This window comes from Paenibacillus sp. USDA918EY (genome assembly GCF_009870825.1).
GTDB classification, from domain to species: domain Bacteria; phylum Bacillota; class Bacilli; order Paenibacillales; family Paenibacillaceae; genus Paenibacillus_AQ; species Paenibacillus_AQ albilobatus.
The window spans coordinates 142,468-165,585 of record NZ_WTWY01000001.1 but is presented as its reverse complement, the minus strand read 5'-3'; the positions used below and the strand labels follow the sequence as shown (position 1 = coordinate 165,585).

General features: G+C 52.4%; 22 protein-coding genes. 2 read left to right on the top strand and 20 right to left on the bottom strand.

All coding sequences use genetic code 11. From position 1 onward, the window contains the following. Nucleotides 1–214: 214 nt before the first annotated feature. The 19 genes from pduL to GQY55_RS00800 all read right to left on the bottom strand — a co-directional run bounded on the left by pduL (nt 215) and on the right by GQY55_RS00800 (nt 18,121). On the bottom strand, nt 215–787 hold the full coding sequence (gene pduL / locus GQY55_RS00890; RefSeq protein WP_160037447.1) for a phosphate propanoyltransferase: 573 nt from the start codon (nt 785–787) through the stop codon (nt 215–217). A gap of 329 nt (nt 788–1,116) precedes the next feature. Further along, complete coding sequence (locus GQY55_RS00885; RefSeq protein WP_160038435.1) at nt 1,117–2,145, bottom strand: dipeptidase; 1,029 nt, start codon at nt 2,143–2,145, stop codon at nt 1,117–1,119. A gap of 147 nt (nt 2,146–2,292) precedes the next feature. Continuing rightward, entirely contained in the window at nt 2,293–2,553 is a 261-nt protein-coding gene (locus GQY55_RS00880; protein WP_006286829.1) for a stage V sporulation protein S, read from the bottom strand. A 169-nt stretch (nt 2,554–2,722) separates the two neighbouring features. Next, complete coding sequence (locus GQY55_RS00875; RefSeq protein ID WP_201452084.1) at nt 2,723–3,517, bottom strand: TIGR00282 family metallophosphoesterase; 795 nt, start codon at nt 3,515–3,517, stop codon at nt 2,723–2,725. An 86-nt stretch (nt 3,518–3,603) separates the two neighbouring features. Then, nucleotides 3,604–5,148 (bottom strand): ribonuclease Y, encoded by a 1,545-nt coding sequence (gene rny / locus GQY55_RS00870; RefSeq protein ID WP_160038431.1) that lies wholly within the window; start codon nt 5,146–5,148, stop codon nt 3,604–3,606. A gap of 277 nt (nt 5,149–5,425) precedes the next feature. Next, nucleotides 5,426–6,133 carry a regulatory protein RecX gene (locus tag GQY55_RS00865; protein WP_160038429.1) on the bottom strand — a complete coding sequence of 236 codons (708 nt, stop codon included), beginning with the start codon at nt 6,131–6,133 and terminating at the stop codon, nt 5,426–5,428. A 104-nt stretch (nt 6,134–6,237) separates the two neighbouring features. Then, the gene (gene recA, locus GQY55_RS00860; RefSeq protein WP_160037446.1) at nt 6,238–7,299 is read right to left on the bottom strand and encodes a recombinase RecA; all 1,062 of its coding nucleotides are present in this window, start codon (nt 7,297–7,299) and stop codon (nt 6,238–6,240) included. Between the two features lie 243 nt (nt 7,300–7,542). Further along, nucleotides 7,543–8,796: a competence/damage-inducible protein A gene (locus tag GQY55_RS00855; protein ID WP_160037445.1), complete on the bottom strand. Its 1,254-nt coding sequence runs from the start codon at nt 8,794–8,796 to the stop codon at nt 7,543–7,545. A 176-nt stretch (nt 8,797–8,972) separates the two neighbouring features. Then, nucleotides 8,973–9,560 (bottom strand): CDP-diacylglycerol--glycerol-3-phosphate 3-phosphatidyltransferase, encoded by a 588-nt coding sequence (gene pgsA, locus GQY55_RS00850; RefSeq protein WP_160037444.1) that lies wholly within the window; start codon nt 9,558–9,560, stop codon nt 8,973–8,975. Nucleotides 9,561–9,754: 194 nt separating this feature from the next. Further along, a complete protein-coding gene (locus tag GQY55_RS00845; RefSeq protein ID WP_160037443.1) occupies nt 9,755–10,246 on the bottom strand; it encodes a YajQ family cyclic di-GMP-binding protein in 492 nt (163 codons plus the stop codon). A gap of 182 nt (nt 10,247–10,428) precedes the next feature. Beyond that, nucleotides 10,429–10,593, bottom strand: coding sequence for a hypothetical protein (locus GQY55_RS00840; protein WP_236575322.1), 165 nt, complete (start codon nt 10,591–10,593; stop codon nt 10,429–10,431). Nucleotides 10,594–10,703: 110 nt separating this feature from the next. Continuing rightward, a complete protein-coding gene (locus GQY55_RS00835; protein WP_160037441.1) occupies nt 10,704–11,804 on the bottom strand; it encodes a helix-turn-helix domain-containing protein in 1,101 nt (366 codons plus the stop codon). A 28-nt stretch (nt 11,805–11,832) separates the two neighbouring features. Then, nucleotides 11,833–12,579, bottom strand: coding sequence for a DUF3388 domain-containing protein (locus tag GQY55_RS00830; RefSeq protein ID WP_236575397.1), 747 nt, complete (start codon nt 12,577–12,579; stop codon nt 11,833–11,835). A gap of 281 nt (nt 12,580–12,860) precedes the next feature. Further along, nucleotides 12,861–13,112, bottom strand: a complete 252-nt coding sequence (locus tag GQY55_RS00825) for a DUF3243 domain-containing protein (protein WP_160037439.1) — start codon at nt 13,110–13,112, stop codon at nt 12,861–12,863. 110 nt (nt 13,113–13,222) lie between these two features. Further along, complete coding sequence (gene ymfI / locus GQY55_RS00820) at nt 13,223–13,996, bottom strand: elongation factor P 5-aminopentanone reductase (protein ID WP_160037438.1); 774 nt, start codon at nt 13,994–13,996, stop codon at nt 13,223–13,225. Further along, nucleotides 13,996–15,276 carry an EF-P 5-aminopentanol modification-associated protein YfmH gene (yfmH, locus tag GQY55_RS00815; RefSeq protein WP_160037437.1) on the bottom strand — a complete coding sequence of 427 codons (1,281 nt, stop codon included), beginning with the start codon at nt 15,274–15,276 and terminating at the stop codon, nt 13,996–13,998. Before yfmH ends, ymfI begins: the two co-directional genes overlap by 1 nt. 2 nt (nt 15,277–15,278) lie before the next feature. Next, complete coding sequence (yfmF, locus tag GQY55_RS00810) at nt 15,279–16,562, bottom strand: EF-P 5-aminopentanol modification-associated protein YfmF (RefSeq protein WP_160037436.1); 1,284 nt, start codon at nt 16,560–16,562, stop codon at nt 15,279–15,281. A 134-nt stretch (nt 16,563–16,696) separates the two neighbouring features. After that, entirely contained in the window at nt 16,697–17,515 is an 819-nt protein-coding gene (gene sleB, locus GQY55_RS00805) for a spore cortex-lytic enzyme (protein ID WP_160037435.1), read from the bottom strand. Between the two features lie 231 nt (nt 17,516–17,746). Beyond that, a complete protein-coding gene (locus GQY55_RS00800) occupies nt 17,747–18,121 on the bottom strand; it encodes a winged helix-turn-helix transcriptional regulator (RefSeq protein ID WP_160037434.1) in 375 nt (124 codons plus the stop codon). A gap of 134 nt (nt 18,122–18,255) precedes the next feature. Between GQY55_RS00800 and GQY55_RS00795 the strand changes: the two genes are divergently transcribed. Both GQY55_RS00795 and GQY55_RS00790 read left to right on the top strand, forming a co-directional pair. Then, entirely contained in the window at nt 18,256–19,521 is a 1,266-nt protein-coding gene (locus GQY55_RS00795; protein ID WP_160037433.1) for an MFS transporter, read from the top strand. Beyond that, nucleotides 19,484–20,326: an aldo/keto reductase gene (locus GQY55_RS00790; protein ID WP_160038427.1), complete on the top strand. Its 843-nt coding sequence runs from the start codon at nt 19,484–19,486 to the stop codon at nt 20,324–20,326. The genes GQY55_RS00795 and GQY55_RS00790 overlap by 38 nt, the downstream gene beginning before the upstream one ends. A 119-nt stretch (nt 20,327–20,445) precedes the next feature. Here the strand turns inward: GQY55_RS00790 and GQY55_RS00785 are convergent, their stop codons facing one another. Then, a complete protein-coding gene (locus tag GQY55_RS00785) occupies nt 20,446–23,094 on the bottom strand; it encodes an FtsK/SpoIIIE family DNA translocase (RefSeq protein ID WP_160037432.1) in 2,649 nt (882 codons plus the stop codon). Nucleotides 23,095–23,118 lie beyond the last annotated feature (24 nt).

The window sequence follows — 23,118 nt, the reverse complement described above, 5'->3', positions numbered from 1 at the left end:
TGTCGCCTAAAAAGGCATTCCAATAAATTATAGCATGAACGTCCATCGTTAGCCACTTTCCTTGCGGCTTAAAATTGCTATGAAACAAAGCATTGCCCGATGAATGACGATTCCTCCGCACCTTCCTTAGCCTATGTTTAACCTATGTAAAGTTAAAATAAAAAACGGGAGATTTCTCTCCCGTTTCATGTCATCTTGCCGATCCGAAGCCGAATTAGTCAATGATTTCAGCGGTATCCCCGGTTTTGACGCCGGCCGCGTTTCCTTCATCGGTATCGATGTGCATGTCCAGCGCAAAGGAATCGGATACGCGGGCAATGACGTTTTCGAAAACGAGGCCGCGTTCGCCGCCGACACGAACTTTCAGCATCTGCTTGTCCGCGATTCCCCATTTTTCCGCGTCGGATGTATGGAAATGGATGTGGCGCGCTGCGACGATGACGCCCCGATCCAGCTCGATTTCGCCTTTAGGGCCTTTGACTTTAATTCCGGGCGTTCCTTCGATGTTGCCGGATTCGCGCACCGGCGCCTTCACGCCGATCGCAAACGAATCGGTGCGGGAAATTTCGAGCTGGCTTGCTTTGCGCGCAGGGCCCAAAATTCTCACTTTCTCGAAGCCGCCCTTCGGTCCCATCACGGCAACCGTTTCATTGGCCGCGAATTGGCCCGGTTGGGACAACGGTTTAAATTCGGTCAATTGGTAGCCTTCCCCGAACAACACCTCGATGTGTTCTTGGGTCAGGTGAATATGTCTGGCGGATACGCCTACAGGTACAGTTTTACTCACGTGGATCACTCCTTATTTTTTCTCTATGATCTGTACGCCAAACCATTATACCTCCAATTACCCAAAAATAAAAAGGCGCTACCGCTTAAGCAGGCGCCTTCATTCCAGTTTATTGCCGTTTCGCTACAAGATTGTCAATATTGCCGGGCGCTTGCCGCCTAACATTTGGCAGAAAAAGCGAGCATTGGAGGTATACCGTTTATACATCTACAGGATTTTGCAAAATTTGATTCCAGCCGCTCCCGGGCACAATATATAGGCGAATTAATCCGTTCCGCTTTATATATTGCTGATCGAAAGTCGTTCCTTGGATTTTGCAAAATCCTCATCTAAAGCGCTTTTTTCGGCAGATACGCCGTCAAATACGAGAGGGCGTTGCCCGAAAACCATTTGCGGACCGTGCCTTCCGGATAATGCCGGCACAGCAGCTCGGCGAAATCCGGGTATTTACCGGAATGTTCGAGACCTTCGATCCAGGAATCGATGCCGTCAAAGTCGGATCCGATCATCAGGCTGTTTTCGCCCCCAAGCGAGCAAATATGCTCGATGTGGGGAAGCAGCTCCTCGGGCCGCACGGGTACGGCTCCTTCTCCCTTTGCGCGCACGAACCACGGCACAAAGGTCATGCCGATCCGCCCGTTCATGGCGACAATCGCCCGAATCTGGTCATCGGTCAAATTCCGCGGGTGGTTGCAGACCGCTTTGGCATTGGAATGGGAAGCGATAAACGGACGCACGGTCCGTTCGGTCAGCTCCCAAAACCCGGCTTCGGACAAATGCGACACGTCCAGCAGCAGCCCCGTTTCGTTGGCCAATTCAATCAGCTTTTTGCCTTTTTCGGTAAATCCGCCGTTTCTTTGCTCAAGCACCCCGTCGGCTGCCCAATTGGCGTAATTCCACGTGATGCCAAGAAAGCGGACCCCCAGTTCATAACACATCCGCACGTAATATAAGTTGCCTTCGAACCCATCCGCGCCTTCCACCGACAACATTCCCCACGGAAGGTGGAGCGGGCCGTTCGGGGCTTTTGACGCCTTTTCGAGCTCCTCCGCGTCTTCCTTCCATTTCAGCCAACGCATCCCTTCTCCGGCAGGCATGACTCTCGTTTTAAAGGCGTCGATCTGGTCCAAAACGAATTCATAGCGGGGAATCCCCCAGCTCTCGGGCAAATACATCGCAAAACATTGCAGCATCACGTTCCCTTGCCGCATCCGTTCATAGGTCACATCAAGCTCGGCTCCGTCTTCAAACGCGATATTCGAATCCTCGCGCATTTTGCTCAGCACGTCGCAATGAAAATCAATCACAGGAAAACTCACGTCTATATACTCCTTTCCTCTGTCATCATCGAGGCTCATTTTATATATGGATTGCGCAAGATGCAAAAAAACCTGTCTATCCCATATAAACTGAATGCGAGTCACAGGACGCGTGTCCCGAATATCCGACTTGATTCAGCTTATATCAATAAACAGGTTTCAGCTGCGGATTGGCGATCGATCATCTTATCTAGGTTCCACGATCAGCTTAATCGCCGTCCGGTCTTCCCCATCTATAACGATATCCGTAAAAGCAGGAATGCAGATCAAATCAACTCCGCTGGGCGCCACAAATCCCCGGGCGATGGCAACCGCCTTAATGGCTTGGTTTAGCGCCCCCGCTCCGATTGCCTGCAGTTCAGCAGCACCACGTTCACGAAGCACGCCAGCTAATGCACCGGCAACAGAATTTGGATTGGACTTTGCTGAAACTTTTAATACTTCCATGGTAAGTACCTCCCCTGGGATTGTTGATGGTTAGCTTCCACATAATAGATGTTATTCGGGAGTGGTAAAATAATTCCTTCTTTTTGTCAATTTTACCGCTAAAATCACATCGATAGTCTTAGGCTTCCCACAACTCATTTCCTAGAGGTCGTTGCAAGGTCGTTGCATCTTAGCTCATGATCCAATCGTCTTCCAGCAGACGGATTTTTTCCATTTTTTTCGCTTTTCCAGTCGACTCGTCCAGTTGAACAAACAAGCCGTGGAACTGCCATTTCCCTTTATCCACCTGAAAACGGACCGGCAGCTGGGTCTTGAACTTGCGCAGCACGTCTTCCCGTTCCATGCCAAGAATTCCATCCTTGGGGCCTACCATGCCCGCATCGGTCAAATAAGCCGTTCCTCCGGGCAAAATCGTATCGTCATTGCTTTGCACATGCGTATGCGTGCCGACGACAATCGAAGCGCGTCCGTCCAAATGCCAGCCCATCGCGATTTTTTCCGAGGTCGCTTCGGCATGAAAATCAACCAGGATGCACTTATGCTTTTTCCGAAGCTGATCGATGATTTCGTCGCTTTTGCGGAACGGGCAATCGATCGCCGGCAAAAACGTTCGTCCCTGCAGGTTGACGATCGCCAGCTCTTTCCCGTTCGCCTTGATGATCGCAGCCCCGCGTCCCGGCGTTCCCGGCGGAAAATTCGCGGGACGGACCATCCGCGGCTCATCATCGATAAAGTCGAAAATTTCTTTGTTGTCCCAAGTGTGGTTGCCCATCGTAATGCCGTGTACGCCCCATTCGAAAAAGTCCTTGGCGATCGATTCGGTAATTCCGCGTCCTGACGCGGCGTTTTCCCCATTCACGATAATGATATGCGGATTATATTTCGCTTTCAGCGAAGGCAGCGTATCCTTCAACGCTTTTCGGCCCACGCTTCCGACGATGTCCCCAATAAACAAAACGTTAATAACGTTCTCCTCCTTTAACGGATCGATTTTAAGATACTTCTGAAAAGATGAAAAAGTGGCCCTGACGCGGCCACTTTTCATAAACATTATTTTGCGTATTCAACCGCCCGGGTCTCGCGAATAACGGTAACTTTAATATGCCCCGGATAGTCCAGTTCATTTTCGATCGTTTTCGTGATATCCCGTGCCAGACGGAATGCTTCCGCATCGTCGATCTTCTCAGGCTGCACCATGACGCGAACCTCGCGTCCGGCTTGAATCGCAAACGATTTTTCGACGCCTTCGAAGGATTCGGAGATCTCCTCCAGCTTTTCCAGACGTTTGATATACGTTTCAAGCGTTTCGCGACGCGCTCCAGGTCTCGCTGCGGAAAGTGCGTCCGCCGCTCCGACCAGCATCGCGATAACCGAAGTCGCTTCCACATCTCCGTGATGGGAGGCGATGCTGTTGATAACCACCGGATGTTCCTTGTACTTCTTCGCCAGCTCCACGCCGATTTCAACGTGTGATCCTTCCACTTCATGATCCAGCGCTTTTCCGATGTCATGCAACAATCCGGCGCGTTTGGCAAGAACGATGTCTTCCCCAAGCTCTCCGGCCATCAGCCCCGTGAGATAAGCAACCTCCATGGAATGCTTCAGCACATTTTGACCATAGCTGGTACGGAATTTCAGACGGCCCAAAATCTTGATCAGGTCCGGATGCAATCCGTGAACTCCCACCTCGAAGGTCGCCTGTTCGCCGTACTCGCGAATCCGTTCGTCGACCTCTTTGCGTGATTTTTCCACCATTTCTTCAATCCGAGCCGGATGAATTCGGCCATCCGACACGAGTTTTTCCAAGGCAGTGCGCGCAATTTCCCTGCGGATCGGATCGAATCCGGAAAGAATGACGGCTTCGGGCGTATCATCAATAATGAGATCAATACCAGTAAGGGTTTCAAGTGCGCGGATATTCCGGCCCTCGCGGCCGATAATCCGACCTTTCATTTCCTCGTTCGGCAATGTCACGACAGACACCGTCGTTTCGGCGACATGGTCGGCAGCGCAGCGCTGGATGGCAAGAGTCACGATTTCGCGCGCTTTCTTGTCCGCTTCTTCCTTCGCCTGCTGCTCGATGTCTTTGATCATTTGTGCGGTTTCATGCCTTACTTCCTGTTCCACATTGTTCAGAATGATGCTTCTGGCATCTTCCATCGTAAGGTTGGAGATCCGCTCGAGCTCAGCGACCTGGGTTTTATAAATCAAATCGATCTGCTGCTGAGTTTCTTCGATGCGCTTCTCTTTGTTAGCCACTTGTTCTTCTTTGCGTTCCAGCGATTCAATCTTTTTATCCAGCGACTCTTCTTTCTGCAACAATCGTCTTTCTTGCCGTTGAATTTCATTTCGACGCTCACGAGTGTCTTTTTCAGCTTCGGTACGGATTTTGTGGACTTCGTCCTTGGCCTCCAATACCTTTTCTTTTTTCAGTGCTTCAGCTTCCTTCTTCGCATTATCAACAATTTGCAATGCAGCATGCTCAGCACTGGAAATTTTAGCTTCTGCAAGAGATTTGCGAATAAAATATCCAATCACGAACCCCAAGAACAATCCGGCAACAACGAGAATGATCCAAAGCAATGGATTAGGCATAATTTCACCCCCTCGTTGGTTCCTCCAAGGTATTCCTTGGGATTTTCTGCAGTTGTCCATTCAACACGTTTCATCATTACACTAATCGCAAATCAACGATTCTAATTTCCCGTGAAAACGGGCATTATCCATATGAAATAGCGTTGCTGAATCTTACAGAAACGAGCCTTTTTTGGAAGGAAAAAGGGCTCTTTTCGGTACAAGATTCATATTCATTTTAGTATTTGTGAAAAGATATTGTCAAGAGAGAGGCTTTCATAATATGTTAACATTTGCCTTAATCGAACGCAAAAGGCTCCTCGTTCTCCCCGGCTTCGCCGTCTTCGCGAACCAACCGGTTAATCACTCTTCGAACCAGCTCCCCGGAATAACCTCTTCGCATTAAAAAAGCGCCCGTTTTCCGTTTTCGGTCCATGCAGTCGCCGCGGGTCTGTCTCCATTTTTTCCTTCCGATGACCAAGCAGCTTTCAAATTCCTGCTCTTCGCTCACTTCCGCCAACGCTTCGGTGATTAGAAGGCTGTCGATCCCCTTCTGGCGCAGTTCCTGCTTGACCCAGGCTCTCCCCTTCCGCTGGCTGGAAATCCGCTGCTCGGCCCACTGCTTCGCGTACAGCTCGTCATTGATCAATCCTTCACGCTCCAGCCTCTCGAGCGCTTGCTCCGTAACAGCTTGCCCGAATTCCTTCTGCCGCAACCGTTCCTCCAATTCCTTTTTCGTCCGCTGCTTGCGCTCCAAAAATTTCAGCGCCTGAACGTATGCCCGCTGCTTCTCGTTGGCCAGCACGATCTCTTCAAGCTCCTGCTTTGTAAAAACGCTGCCCTTCAGCATCCGGAATTTGATCATCGTATCTTCATGGATAAGCAGCATGTATTCACCGAAAAAGATTTGGTATTGTCCCCTTTGCTTCGGATGCCGCTCTACAGCAGTGATGACTAAATCCTCGCCTTCCGGAAACCGGCTGATATCCGTTATTTCCGGCTGCATCCGCAACTCCTGTTCCTGCACGTTCGCATCCCTCCACCGTATCCAAAATGAAAGAAAAGGCGCTCTGACGGTTCGCCAGGGCACCTTGGATTAAGGCTTCACTTTTATTCGAGCTCCAGCAATTCCTGTTCTTCCTGCTGCTCCGCTTCCAGCTCGCTGGCCGTCGGAGACGGAACAACAGTCGTAAGATTGCTTGCTTCGCGAATTTTCATCTCGATCGTATCGCAAATTTGCGTATTTTCTTTCAAAAACTGTTTCGCATTTTCGCGGCCTTGGCCCAAACGTTCGCCATCAAAGGAATACCAGGCACCGCTCTTGTTGACGATATCCAGCTCCGTACCGATATCGATAATGCTGCCTTCCTTGGAAATGCCTTCTCCGTACATAATGTCGATCTCCGCCTGTTTAAACGGAGGCGCAACCTTGTTTTTGACGACTTTGATCCGGGTCCGGTTGCCGACAACGTCATTGCCCATTTTGATGCTCTCGACGCGGCGCACATCGAGGCGCACCGAGGAGTAGAATTTCAAAGCGCGGCCGCCCGGAGTTGTTTCCGGGTTGCCGAACATAACGCCCACTTTCTCGCGCAGCTGGTTAATAAAGATGGCAATGGTCTTCGATTTGGCGATTGCGCCGGACAGCTTGCGCAGCGCCTGCGACATGAGGCGTGCCTGCAAACCGACGTGGGAGTCGCCCATTTCGCCTTCGATTTCGGCCTTGGGAACAAGCGCCGCAACCGAGTCGACGACAATAATGTCGACCGCTCCGCTGCGAACGAGCGCTTCCGCGATTTCCAGCGCCTGCTCGCCCGTGTCCGGCTGGGATAACAGAAGTTCGTCAATATTAACGCCCAGCTTGCTCGCGTAAAGCGGATCCAAAGCGTGCTCCGCATCGATGAAAGCGGCTTGTCCGCCAACCTTCTGAACTTCCGCAATGGCATGGAGCGCCACTGTCGTTTTACCGGAGGATTCCGGTCCGTATATCTCAATGACACGGCCTCTAGGCAGGCCGCCAATGCCTAATGCTATATCCAAAGCAAGGGAACCGCTGGGAACGACTTCCACCTGCATATGTGTCGATTCACCCAGCTTCATAATAGAACCTTTACCGAATTGTTTCTCTATCTGACGAAGCGCGACTTCAAGCGCAGCACGACGATCTGACAATAAACTCACATCCTTCACCGTTTATATTGATATCATACCTTGTTTTGGAACGTTTGCCAAGCATTTTTTCGAACATACATTCGTTTTTTTTATTCCGGTGCATTCTCCTTTCAGTAAGGGAGCTTGCGGTCCGGAAACGAAAAGAACCGCAGCAAATTCAATATTTGCACGGTTCTTCCGCATACCACTATTATACCTCTTTACCAGGTTCGAACACAACTTCCCATCACGCCGAAAGCCGTTCTATTTGGAAATTAATTTCAGCCACAGTTGGTAAAAAAGCGCTTTGACCGAACGGACCCGGACCGATTCCCGGTTGCCGCTGAACCGCAGCTCGAACACCTCGGCCTTCCGTCCCCGCTCCGCAAGCCCGACATAAACCAGGCCGGCCGGCTTGCCTTCGGAATCGCCCGGACCGGCAACGCCCGTTACCGAGAGCCCGAAATCGCTGTCCGCGACGGCTCTTACCTGCTCGGCAAGCACCTCCGCCACCTCGGGGCTGACCGCCCCCGGGGCCCCGTCGCCCTCGAGCAGCGAATGGGGCACATGAAGAAGCTTTTCCTTCATTTGGTTGGAATAACATACGATCCCGCCGAGAAACATCGCCGAGCTGCCGGGAATCGCCGTGATGCTCTCCATCAGCAGTCCGCCCGTGCAGCTTTCGGCCGCGCTCAGCGTCAGTCCGCGCTCGGTCATCAGCTCCACGATCGTCTGCTCGATCGGCACGTCCGTGTTGGCATACAAATGCTCCGGAAGACGTTCCCGGATTTTGGCTTCCATCGCCTCCAGCTTCTTCATCGCCTCCGCCTCGGTGGAGGCTTTCGTCGAGATCCGCACCGAAACCTCGCCTTCCTTGGCATAAGGCGCAATGGTCGGATCGCTTTGAGCCTGGATCAGGTCGAGCAGCTTATCCTCAAGCAGCGATTCGCCGATACCCGCAAACTTCAGCATGGTGGAATAAATCGGCATTTCGTCCGTCAAAGCATGCTGAAGGAGCCAAGGTTTCGCCTGACGGTCGAACATCGGCTTCATTTCCTTCGGCGGTCCCGGAAGAACGATATAAAATTTGCCTTTCTGTTCGATGGCGACCCCGACCGCCAACCCCGTTTCATTCGGAAGCGGGGTGCTGCCGTCGATGACCAGCGCTTGGCGGCGGTTGTTTTCCGTCATTTCCCTGCCGCGGCTGGTAAAAAAGCGCTCCACCTGCTCCATTGCCGGCGGATCGATATGCAGCGAACGGCCCAATGCGGCCGCAAGCGCATCTTTGGTAAGGTCATCCTGGGTAGGCCCGATCCCGCCCGTCAGAAGCAATATATCCGCCCGTTCCGCCGCAAGCTCGATCGCATGCCGAAGCCGGCCCATGTTGTCGCCGACAACCGTTTGAAAATAGACGTCGATGCCCATGGACGCAAGCTCACGGGATAAATACTGCGCGTTCGTATTCAAAATTTGTCCAAGCAGCAATTCGGTTCCAACCGCGATAATTTCCGCTTTCATGCTGTCACTCCTCCTAAAACGGCGCTTTTCTTAAGCTCCCGTCCGGTTTAGAACAAGCCGGCGGGATCAGCCCCTTGCGCCCCCAATAAAAATAAACATCCCTATAACATCTTGAAACCGCGACATTCTTTTCAAGGACGGAAAGAAAAAGCAATAGGAATGGACCTATTGCCTGTTTACGCATTGGTTAGCCGAAGCAGATGTTTGTTTTTGATGAAATAATCGATTCCTGAATAAATCGTGATCAATGCAGCCGCCCATGTTGCGATCGTATCGAGCGGAATACCGATCAACTCAAATGGGAAGTTGTTGATGAGCATCAGGATGATGGCAACGATTTGAACAACCGTTTTCGCTTTTCCCCACTTGCTTGCGGCCACGACCGACCCGTCCAAAAGGGCGATCTGGCGCAGTCCCGTCACGGCAAACTCGCGGCTGATAATAACGACGGCGATCCATGAATCGCATTTTCCCATTTCGACGAGGGAGATCAGCACCGCCGCCACCAGAAGTTTATCCGCCAAAGGGTCAAGCAGCTTACCCAGATTCGTAACCATGTTGTTCTTGCGCGCCAAATAACCGTCTATACCGTCTGTGCTGGCTGCCAATACAAAAATCAATGCCGCAATCAGCTGATTCAAAGGCAGCTCGTAAGAATTCCAGACCAAGGGTTCCGGATAGAAGCTGAAGTCCACCAAAAGGAAAACCATCATGATCGGAATCAAGCAAATTCTTGCAATGGTAATACGGTTGGGCAAATTCAATGTGCACCCTCCCCGGATCAAGCAAACTTGAAGTTAAAAATTTAAATGATCGGTACCCGTCGGCCGGAAATACCTATGTAAAAACATCCACATTCACTTCTCCACAAGTATAATATAACGTTTTATTCCCTGTCAAAAACCATCAGAACGCGGTTTCCGGGGGCTGACTCCCCGGAACTTGCCTGCTTTGCGGGTTACTTGAGGTTCGTGAACTGCAGATCGAGCGGAAGGTCGGCCTTGCGCAAAAGCTGCATGACCGCCTGCAGGTCATCCTTGCTTTTGCCGGTTACGCGGATTTGGTCGCCTTGGATTTGGCTTTTAACCTTCAGCTTGGAATCGCGGATGAGCACGTTGATCTTTTTGGCGTTTTCCTGGTCGATCCCCTGCTTCAAGCCGATACGCTGGCGCACCGTTCCCATCGAAGCCGGCTCAATTTTGCCGTAATCGACGTTTTTCAGGGAAAGCCCCCGCTTGATCATTTTAGACTGCAAAATGTCGATGACCGACTTCAGCTTGTATTCATCGTCCGAAACGATGATCAGCGCGTCTTTTTCCAGTTTCAGGCTGCTTTTGCTGCCCTTAAAGTCAAAGCGGGTTTCGATTTCCCGTTCCGCTTGGTTGATGGCGTTGTTCATTTCCTGCATGTCCAGCTTGGAAACGATATCGAATGAATTTTCAGAAGCCATTGCCACACGTCCTTTCTTAAAACTTCATGACATATTATATGAAAATGTTGCGTACAAGTCTAATTTATTTATTGAAATATTGCCTCGCGGCGTCTAACCCCGCGCCAACAAATGCCAAAGAGACATTCCTAAGGGGAATATCCCCCGAATGGAATGTCTCTTTTAAGCTTGGCTTGACTTTTTTAGCGACGGTCCGGGACCGGTTGTCTGAACATGTTAAGAATCCCAAGCACGATCCACGCGAGCCCGAAGCCCAATATGCCGTACCCCCAAGCATTGGGTGTCAAATAGTACCCCAGGAGGCTGACAATAACGCCGATGCCGGTTACGATCCAGCTGATTGCCATCATCCATACACCTCGCTTCACTGTGAGAGATAAGAACCGGATGGAAAATTTGAGTCTAGTTCTATTCTCCCCCTGCAAGCGCGCGTTTATTCGTTCATAAAGCCCACCGATCAATCGTTGCCGGACGTGGAATTAGAATCGCTGCCGCCCGTCGAATTGCCGTCTCCGGCATTGCTGTTGGAAGACTGGTCGCCGTTGGCGTTCAAACTGCCGGCATCTACCAGGTTCAGCAATATGCGGGATACCGATTTGCCATCGGTGACCGTCTGGCCGCCCACCGTGATCGTCGTTGCCGGCGAGTAACCGGATTTGATGTACAAGCCTGCGGAATCCAGGGTAAACGTTTTGGTATCGCCGCTTTGGGTTTTGCCGAAAGCCAGCTTCTCGCCATGGATATTTTGGCCTTTGTAAACCTCCAGCCAGCTTTCCCCCGTCGCTTTGATTTCAACGGTCACCGGCGTTCCTGCAGGAGCGGCGACTTTGAAAATGGTGTCCTTGCCTTTTTTCCGGTCTTTTTGTACGGTAACCGACGACTGATCTCCCGAAGGCGTGGTTGTCCCGTTATCCGTAGCGGCATTGCCGTTATCGGTCGTTGTGCTGCCGTTATCGGTCGTCGTGTTTGTAGCGTTATCCGGTGGCGTCGCGGTTTGGTTGCCGCCTGCCGTTCCCCCGCCATTGTCGGTTTGCCCCTGCGCCGTGTTGTCCTTGTTGTCGGCTGCTTTGCCTTGGTCGGCCGGAGGCGTCGTCGTCGTATTGGCTTCGTTTTGCGAAGGATCCTGCTGATTTTGGGTTACCTTCGACGGGTCGACGCTGTTGGACTTCGGATGCGACACGCTGCTGGCATACCACCAAATCACGACGATGATCAGAATCGGGAAAATCCACATCAGTGTCGTGGAAAGCCATTTGACGTTGCGCTCCGAAGAACGGGTGCTGCTTCGTTTCTGAATGACCGGCTCCATAACCGGTTCGGGATCGGCCGGCGCCTCCTGCTTATGTCCTTCAAGCAGAAGATCCGGGTCGAGGCCCACCGTTTCAGCATATGTTTTAATGAAAGCCCTCACGTAAAAGCTCCCGGGCAATACCTTATAATCCCCTGCTTCGATGGCTTCCAGATATCTTTTTCTAATTTTCGTCATTTCCTGCACGTCGTCCAGACTCATGCCTTTCTGCAGTCTGGCTTCTCTCAATTGCTGTCCCAGTTCGGACATGCCATCACCTCCTCATCCATAATTATGTTTATATGTCGTCATTATAGGAACTGGTAAAAGTATCATATATGATTTCTTCGTTCGGATTGTTGCGCAGTTCGACGATGATGTCGAAATCGTCGTACGTATATTCGGATTCCTGGACAAATACGTCCGGATGCTCGATCACTTTGGTGCTCGGCATCCGCATAATGTTTTGCAGCAAATTGTAGTGGCGCTCGTTCGAACGGATCGTGCTGACGATGCCGTCGATGATAAACACGTTGGCCGGATTCATCTCGTCTTCGGAAAGCTGGCTTCTGACCGTCTGACGAAGGAGCGTGGAAGACACGAATGTCCAGCGTTTCATGGCGCATACGCTTCCCGCGATGATCGATTCGGTTTTGCCTACCCGCGGCATCCCGCGAAGCCCGATAACTTGGTTGCCGCTTCTTTTAAATAATTCACCCAAAAAATCGACGAGTAATCCGAGCTCGTCCCGGGTAAACCGGAACGTTTTCCGGTCGTCCGAGTCCCGGTCGATGTACCGTCCGTGCCGAACGGCCAAAATATCCACAAGTTTCGGTTCGCGCAGGGCGCAAACCGTAATATTGTCCACTTTTTTCAGCATCGCGCCCATTAGGCGGATCTTTTCGTCATCGTCGGTTTCAAGCAGCATGCCGCGCGTTTTGCCTTCCACCCCGTTGATCGTCAATATGTTAACCTCCAGCATGCCCAGCAGGGACGCGATATCCCCGAGCAGGCCCGGACGGTTTTTATGTATACGATACTCCATATACCACTGTTTCGGTTGTTTCGGTTGTTTCGTTTGATTTGCTTCCACCATGACACCCCATCTGAGCTTTTCCCGCACATTTCGACAAATTCAGCCCAAGGCTGTTCGGAAGAAACTCCATAGAAACGCCGTAATGTCGGGTCACGTTAATGATATATAAAATGCTAGTGAAAAACAAGTTCAATACTGTAACCATTAGAGAAAAGCCCCCTGACGGGGGCTTTTCTCTAATGGTATGGAATCGGATAAGCGATGGTTTGTCGTGAAGGGCCCCAAACAAATCAAACGTTTTTCTTCGCCAGTTTAACCATTAAGCGCGCGATCGTGCGGCGCTCCTCTTTGTTGCCGACTTCCCATAACTCTTTCAAAGCGCGGTTCGAGGAGTTTTGGGGATCGACCTTCGCATCCAGGAAATCGCCGATTTCATACGCGAGATTGGCAATCGTTTCTTCGCTCATTCCCATCTTTTCGGCTTGGACGACGCGTTCCCCCAGAAATTTTTTCCAGGTATCAAAATTTTTGATTACGGTCATTGATAAGTCCTCCCTTGGCTGTAGCGCATGAGATTTAAAATCAACAATTGTAATATAACCTCAACAACGCTCGCCTATGCAGACAGACAGTCGCATGACCGTTAGCAGCTTCAGGTAATCCAGCCTCCGTTGGGACTGATCACCTGGCCGTTGATATAGCCGGATTCCGGCAGCGCCAGAAAATAGACCAGCGAAGAAATCTCGTCCGGGGTAGCCAGCCTGCCCGCCGGAATTTCATCCTCCAGCATCCGTTTTTCCTCCGCATCCAAATGTCCAAGCATCTCCGTATCCACCGCGCCCGGAGCGACGGCATTGACCGTTACTCCCGACGGCGCAAGCTCTTTCGCCAGCGCTTTGGTAAAAGCGTTGATGCCTCCTTTGGTCGTGGAATACAGCACTTCGCAGGAGGCGCCGGACATTCCCCACACCGAAGACATGTTGATGATGCGGCCGTACCGCTGCGTGACCATATGCGGCATAAAAGCCTGCGTGCACAAAAACAATCCTTTCAAATTGACGGACATGACTTCGTCCCACTGCTCTTCCGTCACGTCCGCCAGCATGCCGTAATGCGAAATGCCGGCGTTGTTAATTAAAATGTCCGGCATCAGCCCATGGCTTTCAAGCTTATCCTTCATGCGGGAAATCTGCTGCTTATCCCTCAGATCCGCGGAAACCGTCAATACCTTGGCCCCGTGCTGCATGCAGCGGCGGGCCACGTCGTTGGCCGCTTCATGTGAAACGCCGTAATGGATGACGACGTTCATCCCGACCTGCGCGAAACGTTCAGCGATGGCAGCGCCTATGCCTCTGCTGGCCCCCGTCACGAGCACGGTGGTATCGCCGATCGCTTTCGCTAGGTTCTCCTCTCCCGTAAACGCCATTATGGATTCACCACGATCGATACCGCCATCTGATTCCAATCCACATGTTCCTTAAGGCGGTCGTTGACTTCCTGCAGCGTAATGGATTCATATACCTGAACGACGGAGAAGAAATCGCTGCCGCGGAACTGGTAACGGGTGAATTCGTGGGCGATATTTTCCGGTGAATTGAGCATGCGGAGATACCCGCCGATTTTCTTTTTGCGCGCCCGCTCGAAATCGGATTCTTTGAAGCCGTTTTTCAAAACGCGGTCGACTTCCTCGCGGACTCTTGCAAGCAATTTGTCCGGATCCGGCGTGTCGCCGCCGATTGCCGAAAAGGCATACTGCGGGGAACTGCTGTATTCATGGGAAAAGCTGTCCGAAATAAGCTCTTCGTCATACAGCTTCTGATAAAGCTCGGTACTTGAACCAAACAGCAAATCGAGCATCAGCTTCGTCGTCAAGTCGCGGCGGAGCAATTCGCCGCCGGTATATCCGACTTTCTTTTCCTTGAATCCGAACAGGCATTTCGGCATCGAAACGGTCAATTTGGCGACGCGGCGTTTCTCGGCCACTTCCACCGTTTCCGGCTCGAATAGGCGTTCGATCGCGCCTTGCGGCTTATAATCTTTCGCCGCCTGGTTGGCGCGGACCAGCTCGAACACTTCCTCGGGATCGACCCCGCCCACCACAAACAGCAGCATGTTGCTCGGATGGTAAAAAGCGTTATAGCACGTATACAGCGTCTCCTTTGTAATCGTGCCGATCGACTCCACCGTGCCGGCGATGTCGATATGGACCGGATGGATTTTGTACATGGCTTCGATGAGGCCGAAGTAGACCCGCCAATCGGCATTATCGAGGTACATGTTGATTTCTTGCCCGATGATTCCTTTTTCCTTCTCGACGTTTTGGTCCGTAAAATAAGGATGCTGAACGAAATTGATCAGCGTCTCGAGGTTTTTCTTAATGTTCTCCGTTGCCGAAAACAGGTATACGGTTTGGTCGAAGCTCGTAAACGCGTTGGCGGAGGCTCCGTTGGAAGCGAACGTGGCGAAAATGTCCCCTTCCGGCTCCTCGAACATTTTATGCTCCAGGAAATGGGCGATGCCGTCAGGAACGGAAACCTCTTCCTGTCCTTCGACGCGAAAATGGTTATCGACGGATCCGTATTTGGTCGCGAACGTGGCGTATGTCTTTTGGAAGCCCGGCTTAGGCAAAACGTATACATGCAGCCCGTTGTCCATCACTTCCTTGTACAGCGTTTCCTGCAAGTTGTCGAACTGAAGTTTTTCCACCGTTATTCCTCCTTCTGGCCCTTCAGGAAATAGATCGTATCCAGCTCAAAGGTATCTGCAGCCGCTTTTACGTCCTCGATCCGGATCGCTTCCACCTGCTGCAGCAGTTCGGCGCGCTGCCGGTCTTTGCCGGAAAACTGGCGGTTGAAATCGTAAGCGATCATTTCGAAGGCGGAATCGTCGATTTCCAGCAGAAGGTTGCGGATCATCGCCTTGGTTTGGGACATTTCCAAATCGGTGATGTTGCCTGCGCGCATCTCTTCCAGCTGTTTTTTTATGATTTCCAGCGCCTTTTCGTAGTTTTGGATTTCGATGCCGGATTGGATGGTGCCGATTCCTTTATGCCCGTCGTAGCGCGAAGACGCGTAATAGGCGAGGCTCGCTTTTTCACGGACGTTCATAAACAGCTTGGAATGCGGGTATCCGCCCAAAATCCCGTTGTACATAAGCGCAGCGGCATATCGCTCGTCGGCGTATGTAATGGAAGTGCGAAGCCCCATGTTGAGCTTGCCTTGGCTTACGTTCATTTTTTCGACGACCGTGCGGACCTCGTCGGGCTTGCGGATGTCGGATTCATGCCTATAAGCCGCTTCCGCCGCATGATCGCTCAAATCAAAATGTTTGCCGACCAGCTTTTCGACTTCTTCAAGCGACGTGTCTCCTACCACGTACAAATCGAGGCTCGCATGATCCAGCCAATGGCGGTACGCTTCGTAAAGGCTTTGCGGGGTAATGCCCTCCAAATCTTTGCGCTGTCCGAGCGGATGAAGGCGGTACGGCTCGTTCCGGCACATTTCCTCGATGCACCGTTCCGACGCATACCGGATTTTATCGTTGACGATGGCTTCCATTTTTTTGCGGACGTTTTCTTTTTCCGCCTGCACGTAGCTGCTTCGGAAATGCCCCCCCTCCAGCGCGGGTCGCGTCACCACTTCGCCGAGAAAAGCGAAAGACGATTCCAACAGGCTCTCCTTGCTTTTCACAAACGAATCGTTGATCGTGTCCATGCGGAACTGAACGATCTGGTAATTACCTCTTTTATATACGTCAAAACCGAAACCCGCTCCGTACATCTGCTCGAGCGCTTCGCGAAATTGTCTCGTTTCCGGGTAGGAAGCGGTTCCGCGTCTTAAGACAAACGGAGTCAAGGCCGTACCCGTTACCGTATCCTCCGCAAGCGGGATGCCCGCATAAAGGGAAATGGCGAACGTTTTAAAGCGTTTCGATGGCAAAACGTGAATCCGCATTTTTCTTGCGTTTCCATGTTGAAATGCTGTTTTATTCAAGGTCCAAAACTCCTTTAGCCATGAATTTGTCTGACGTTGCGAAGATGAATATGTTCCATTCTATACCATTCCAAAGTGAAGAAGCAACCGAAGACAAACCCTCCGGTTGCTGTTTTCTGTGGCGGCAGAACGGCCTACATGCAGAAGATATGCTGTCCGATGGTTTTTACCTGCGGACGGGACCAGATCCACTTCGAGGTCGCTGTCTTCGGGTTGAAATAATACAGGCATCCTCCGGTAGGATCCCATCCGTTTAACGCCTGCTGGACGGCTTTGCGCGCCACTTCGTTCGGCGTGAGCCAAATTTGGCCGTCGGCCACCGCCGTGAACGCGCCCGGTTGGAAGATGACGCCATGTACTGTATTCGGGAAGCTTGGGGACTTGACCCGGTTCAAAATGACCGCCGCGACGGCTACTTGCCCTTCGAACGGTTCGCCGCGGGATTCCCCGTACACGGCATTGGCCATAATTTTCAGGTCGTTTTCGGACAAGCCCATCGTGTTGGCCGAAGCGAGAGGTTCGCTTTTGTTGCCGCCGGCGTTGGTGTTGGCCGGCGCCTGCTGGTTGCCCGCAGCCGTTTCGGACGGCTGCCAGTCTTTCGTCGCGTTGTACAGCTTCAGCTTCGTTTTTGCGCCGACCGTGCCGTCGACCTTCATCCCGAATTCGGACTGGAACCATTTGACGGATTTTAACGTCGTCCAGCCGAATTGGCCGTCGATGTTGCCGTTATAGAAACCGAGAAATTTCAAGCGTCCCTGCAGCTCATAGATGTCCTGACCGGAGGAACCGTATTTCAGCACGGTCGTTCCGAAAGTCGGAACCGCTTCTTTGGAAACCGGGCTCTGTTGATCGGACGCGGCCCGGTCCTGAATGAGGGGCTGCGCCCCTGCTATGACCGCCGCTGACAAAAGGAACAGGAGTCCTGACATGATCCACAATTTCTTTTTTCTCATTTGACAGCTCTACCTTTCTCTTGTGAGTTTGGCTAGGATGGCTACGGTTATTATGACAAGACCCACCATGAACTATGCACATCGCAAAAGAAAGGTCGAAACCCGAACAGGATGCATGGAAAAGACATCCGAGCCCAAAAATAACGGCCCGCGGTACAATCGCTTGTACGGCAGGCCGATGCTGGTTTTTTCTTCCGTTATTGGTATGTTCTTAATGATATAAACCGCTTGTTACGTGACCGGCTCCCCCGGCCGGTTCAACACATTGTCCTCAAGCACCAAAAATTTATCGCCGTATTCGCGGATAATATGCTGCTCTCCCCAATTGCATAAAGCGTCCAATATCGATTGAAGGCTCCATCCGTATTCCGTCAGCTCATATTCGACTTTCGGCGGAACTTGGTTATAAACGATGCGGTTCACGATCCCGTCTTCCTCCAGCTCCCTGAGCTGCTGCGTCAGCATTTTCTGGGTTATGCCGGGCATCAGCCGGCGCAAATCGCTCGTTCGTTTTTTGCCGTGGGTCAAATGGCACAAAATGACGCATTTCCATTTCCCCCCGATCACTTCAAGCGTTGCTTCAACGGATATATTGTATTTTTTCATGAGGTTTCCCCCTCCATTTCGTCTAAGGAACTTTTTAGTGCCTATAGCACTTTAAAGTACGTACTATTCAAATTGTTTCTTCGGATTCATAATAGCATATACCGGCCGGGATGACTAGAACAGGAGTGAAAAGAATGCCTCAAGAAAACAAAAAAAGCATATTTGCGCTTCTGGCTTTAGCCATCAGCGCATTTGCCATCGGAACGACCGAATTTATCAGCGTAGGCTTGCTGCCCCTGATTGCGGAGGATCTGCATATTTCGCTTACGCTGACTGGTTTGACCGTAACCTTGTATGCCCTCGGAGTCACCTTCGGCGCGCCGGTGCTGACTTCGATGACGATAAAGATGTCGCGTAAAAAGCTTCTGATCGGAATCATGCTCGTGTTTATCGCGGGCAACAGCACGGCCGCATTGGCAAACGGAATCGTCATGCTGCTGGTGGGACGGATCATCTCCGCGCTTGCCCATGGCGTGTTCATGTCCATCGGTACGACGATCGCCGCCGACATCGTTCCGGAAAATCGCCGCGCCAGCGCGATTGCCATCCTTTTTTCGGGCTTGACCATCGCCACCGTCACCGGCGTGCCGATCGGAACGTTTCTCGGACAGCAGCTGGGATGGCGGGCCGCATTCATCTCCATCGCCGCAGTCGGCTTGGTGGCTTTGTTCGCTAACCTTGCGCTGGTCCCTTCCCATCTTCGGAAAGGCGTCAAAACGCCGGTTCGCGAGCAGCTTAAGCTTTTTGCCAACGGAAGATTGCTGCTGGCTTTTCTGATTACGGCACTGGGATATGGGGGGACTTTTGCGGTCTTCACTTATTTATCCCCACTGCTTCACCAAATAACAGGGTTCGCCGAATCCACGACGGCGCTCATTCTGCTGCTGTACGGGATCGCCATCGCCATCGGCAACATGATCGGCGGCAAAGCGGCCAACCGCAAGCCGTTATCGGCGCTGCTCGTCATGTTTATCCTGCAGGCGGCGGTTCTGCTGCTGCTTACGTTTACGGCGTCGTTCAAAATCGCGGCTTTGATCACCGTCTTCCTGATGGGTTTGCTTGCATTCATGAACGTACCCGGCTTGCAGTCGTATGTTTTGACGCTTGCCGAACGGTATGTGCCGAAAGCGGTGGATGTCGCCTCGGCGATCAACATCGCCGCGTTTAACGCCGGAATCGCCCTTGGCGCTTATTTGGGCGGACGGGTGACGGATTCGCTCGGTCTTGTCCATACGGGCTGGGTCGGTGCCGTGATGGTTGCGGCTGCCGTTATTCTTACCGGATGGAGTTATATTTTGCAAAGAAAAGAAACAAACATTTCAACAAACAATAAAGAAAGACTAACTCGAGGAGGAACACATGATGAAATTGCATCTGCAAAGCACAACGAAGCTTGCTAACGGAGTAGAAATGCCTTGGTTCGGACTGGGCGTATTCAAGGTAGAGGAAGGCGAGGATCTTTCCGCGGCCATAAAGGCTGCCATCAAACATGGGTACCGCAGCATCGATACGGCGGCGATTTATGGAAACGAAAGCGGCGTGGGTCAAGCCATCCGCGAAGCGCTGGAAGAAAACGGCCTTGCCAGAGAAGAACTGTTCGTAACCTCCAAAGTATGGAACCAGGACCAAGGGTACGAGGAAACGTTGGCAGCCTTTGACACGAGCTTGTCCAAACTCGGTCTGGACGTACTTGACCTGTATCTTATTCACTGGCCGGTAGCAGGCAAATATAAAGACACGTGGAGAGCCTTGGAAAAGCTGTATAAGGACGGGCGCGTCCGGGCGATCGGCGTCAGCAACTTCCATGTTCACCACTTGCAGGATCTGCTGGCAACGGCTGAAATCAAGCCGATGGTAGACCAGGTGGAGTTCCATCCCTACCTTGCCCAAAACGATCTTCTTGCTTTTACGAAAGAGCATGGCATTCAGCTTGAAGCCTGGTCCCCTTTGATGCAGGGCGAGCTGTTGAACCAGCCCGTGCTTCAGGAAATCGCCGCAAGCCACGGCAAATCGGTGGCCCAAGTGATTTTGAGATGGGACCTTCAAAAGGGAGTCGTCACCATTCCAAAATCGATCAAGGAGCATCGCATCATCGAAAACGCGTCGATTTTCGACTTCGAGCTTTCACGCGAGGATATGGAGCGCATCGATGCGCTGAACCAAGACCGCCGCGTCGGTCCCGATCCCGACAACTTCGATTTCTAAGCTTGAGGGCGAGTGAACAAATCCGTAAACGATTTTCAAAAAGCAAAAAACGTGCAGCGCGGTTTCGCAAACCGCGGCTGCACGTTTTTTTGTTATACGGGTCGTTCCTTACCGTTTGATTATGAGCTGATCCGGTTCTGCTGCTGGTATTGCTCAAGGGATACCAGAACCTCCCGGGGTTTGCTTCCTTCATAAGGACCGATGATGCCCCGGGCTTCCATGGAGTCGATCAAACGCGCCGCGCGCGTATAACCGACCCTCATTCTCCGCTGCAGCAGCGATACGGATGCCTGCTTGGCTTCAAGCACGATTTGCACCGCCTGATCGTACAGTTCATCCAGTTCTTCATCGCCTTCCGGCTGCGATTCATCCACTTCGGGAACGATCGACTCATCATATTGGGCTTCGCCCTGTTCACGCACGTAATTGACGATCGTTTCCACTTCCTGGTCGGTCATAAATGCGCCCTGAACGCGAATCGGCTTCGAAGAGCCCATCGGCATAAAGAGCATGTCGCCGCGTCCAAGCAGCTTTTCCGCCCCGGCCATGTCCAGAATCGTCCTCGAGTCCACCTGGGACGACACGCCGAAGGCGATCCGTGAAGGAATGTTGGCCTTGATAACCCCCGTAATGACGTCCACCGAAGGACGCTGGGTCGCGATGATCAAATGGATGCCGGCGGCACGCGCCATTTGCGCCAGCCTTGTGATGGCTTCCTCGACGTCATGCGCCGCTACCATCATCAGGTCGGCAAGCTCGTCGACGATGACGACGATGTAAGGCAGCACGGCCGGCAAATTGTCCTTCATCAGGTTGTTGTAGCCCTCGATGTTCCGGGTGCCCGACTTGGAAAACAGCTCGTACCGTTTTTCCATCTCGACGACGATTTTCTTCAAGGCAAGCGACGCCCGTTTCGGGTCCGTTACCACCGGAGCCATCAAATGCGGAATGCCGTTGTATACGTTCAGCTCGACCATCTTCGGATCGACCATCAAAAATTTGACTTCGTCCGGTTTCGCTTTATACAAAATGCTCGTAATGATGCCGTTGATGCAGACGGATTTCCCCGAACCCGTTGCCCCGGCGACCAGCAAGTGAGGCATTTTTGCCAGGTTGCCGACGATCGTTTGGCCCGAAATGTCCCTGCCGAACGCAATGGACAATTTCGACTGGGCGTCCTGGAACACCGGCGTTTCCATAACCTCGCGCATCGTGACCAACGACACCTCGTTGTTCGGGACTTCGATGCCGATCGCCGATTTGCCCGGAATCGGCGCTTCCATCCGGATGTCTTTTGCAGCCAGCGCCAGCGCGATGTCGTCGGTAAGGCTTACGATCCGGCTGACCTTCACCCCGATATCCGGCTGGATTTCATAACGCGTAACCGCCGGGCCGCGCACGACCTCCAGCACCTTGGCCCGCACGCCGAAGCTCTCGAGCGTGGCCTCCAGCTTGCGCGCCGTTTGCATGTAGTCGTTCTGATCCCCGGCTTTGCCGCCGTTTTGCGGTTTGGCCAGCAGGCGGAACGGCGGCAGCTTGTACGGTTTGGGAGGCGGAGCGGGAGGTTTCGTTTCGGGCGCACCGGCAGCTTCTTCCCCGGCTTCTGCCGTTTCCTCCGCGGATAAGCCGTTTGCCGCCTGTTCCTGCTCGATAGGAAGCGGGTCGTGCCCGTCTTGTCCGGTTTCACGCATAACCGAAGAAGGCGCGGCCGCGGCGGGTTCTTGATCGTCCCACTCCTCTTCCTCCAAGCCGTTTTCGGATTTCACCTGCTCGAAGAAATCGCGAATGATCGGCGACGAAGGTTCCGGCTCCACGCGATCCCATGGGCTTTCATGATCCGCCGTTTCATCCGGCTGCGGTTCGTAGCTGTAAACCGGCTTTGACCCGGTATCCGCATGCTTGCCGACAGGCTCCAAAATGTCGCTTCCGTCCAGATCCTCCTCGGCATCCGCGGCCGGATCCGGTGCCGGCTTGGCGATCTTGTTGCCAAACAGCTGAAAAAACACCGGCGCGGCGCGTTTCTCCTTCGGCGGCACAAAGTCGTCGAGCTCGTCCTCCTCATCCTCATCCGGCAGCAGCGCATGCCCCCGCTTGCGCGGCGTTTTTGCGGAGGAAGCGACGGTTTGCGGTTTTTGGGCCGCGATCCGTTTTTGCATATTGGTTCCGGCCTGAACCATCCGTTTGCGCACAATCCGCATCAAATCGACGTAAGAAAGGTTCGTGATCAGCATAAAGCTGATGATAAACATGACGATGAGCATCAGCTTCGTTCCCGTGTTGCCGAACAGCCAAAACAAAACGGCGTATTGCAGCGCCCCGGCATATCCGCCGCTGATGTCCTTGTTCATCATGGAATGGTCTTTGGCGGCCGCGGAAGACAGCAGCGAACCTTCCAAATCGTTATGTATTTGGGTGATGATATGCCCGGCGCTCACGCCGGGAACGTGGGACAGCTTTCTTTCCAGCGATGCGACGCTGCTCATGAGCGTAAGCGCCAGCACGAGCAAAACGATCCCGCTTTTGCGGGTGCTCCACCGGTTGGGCCACTTGCGCTGAATCATGACGCTTAATCCCAAATAAATGCCGATTAACGGAATGACAAAATAAAACCGTCCAAGCACAAGCCCAAACATTTTAGATAACGACCACCCCACCGCCGCTTCGCCCGATAGGGCGATGACGGACAGGGTGATCAGGATGATCCCGTATATTTCGTATTTCAGAACATTGGTCAGCAAAGCCTTTTTCCTTTTTTTCCGTTTAGCCAAGAAATGTCACCCCCGGAACCTCAT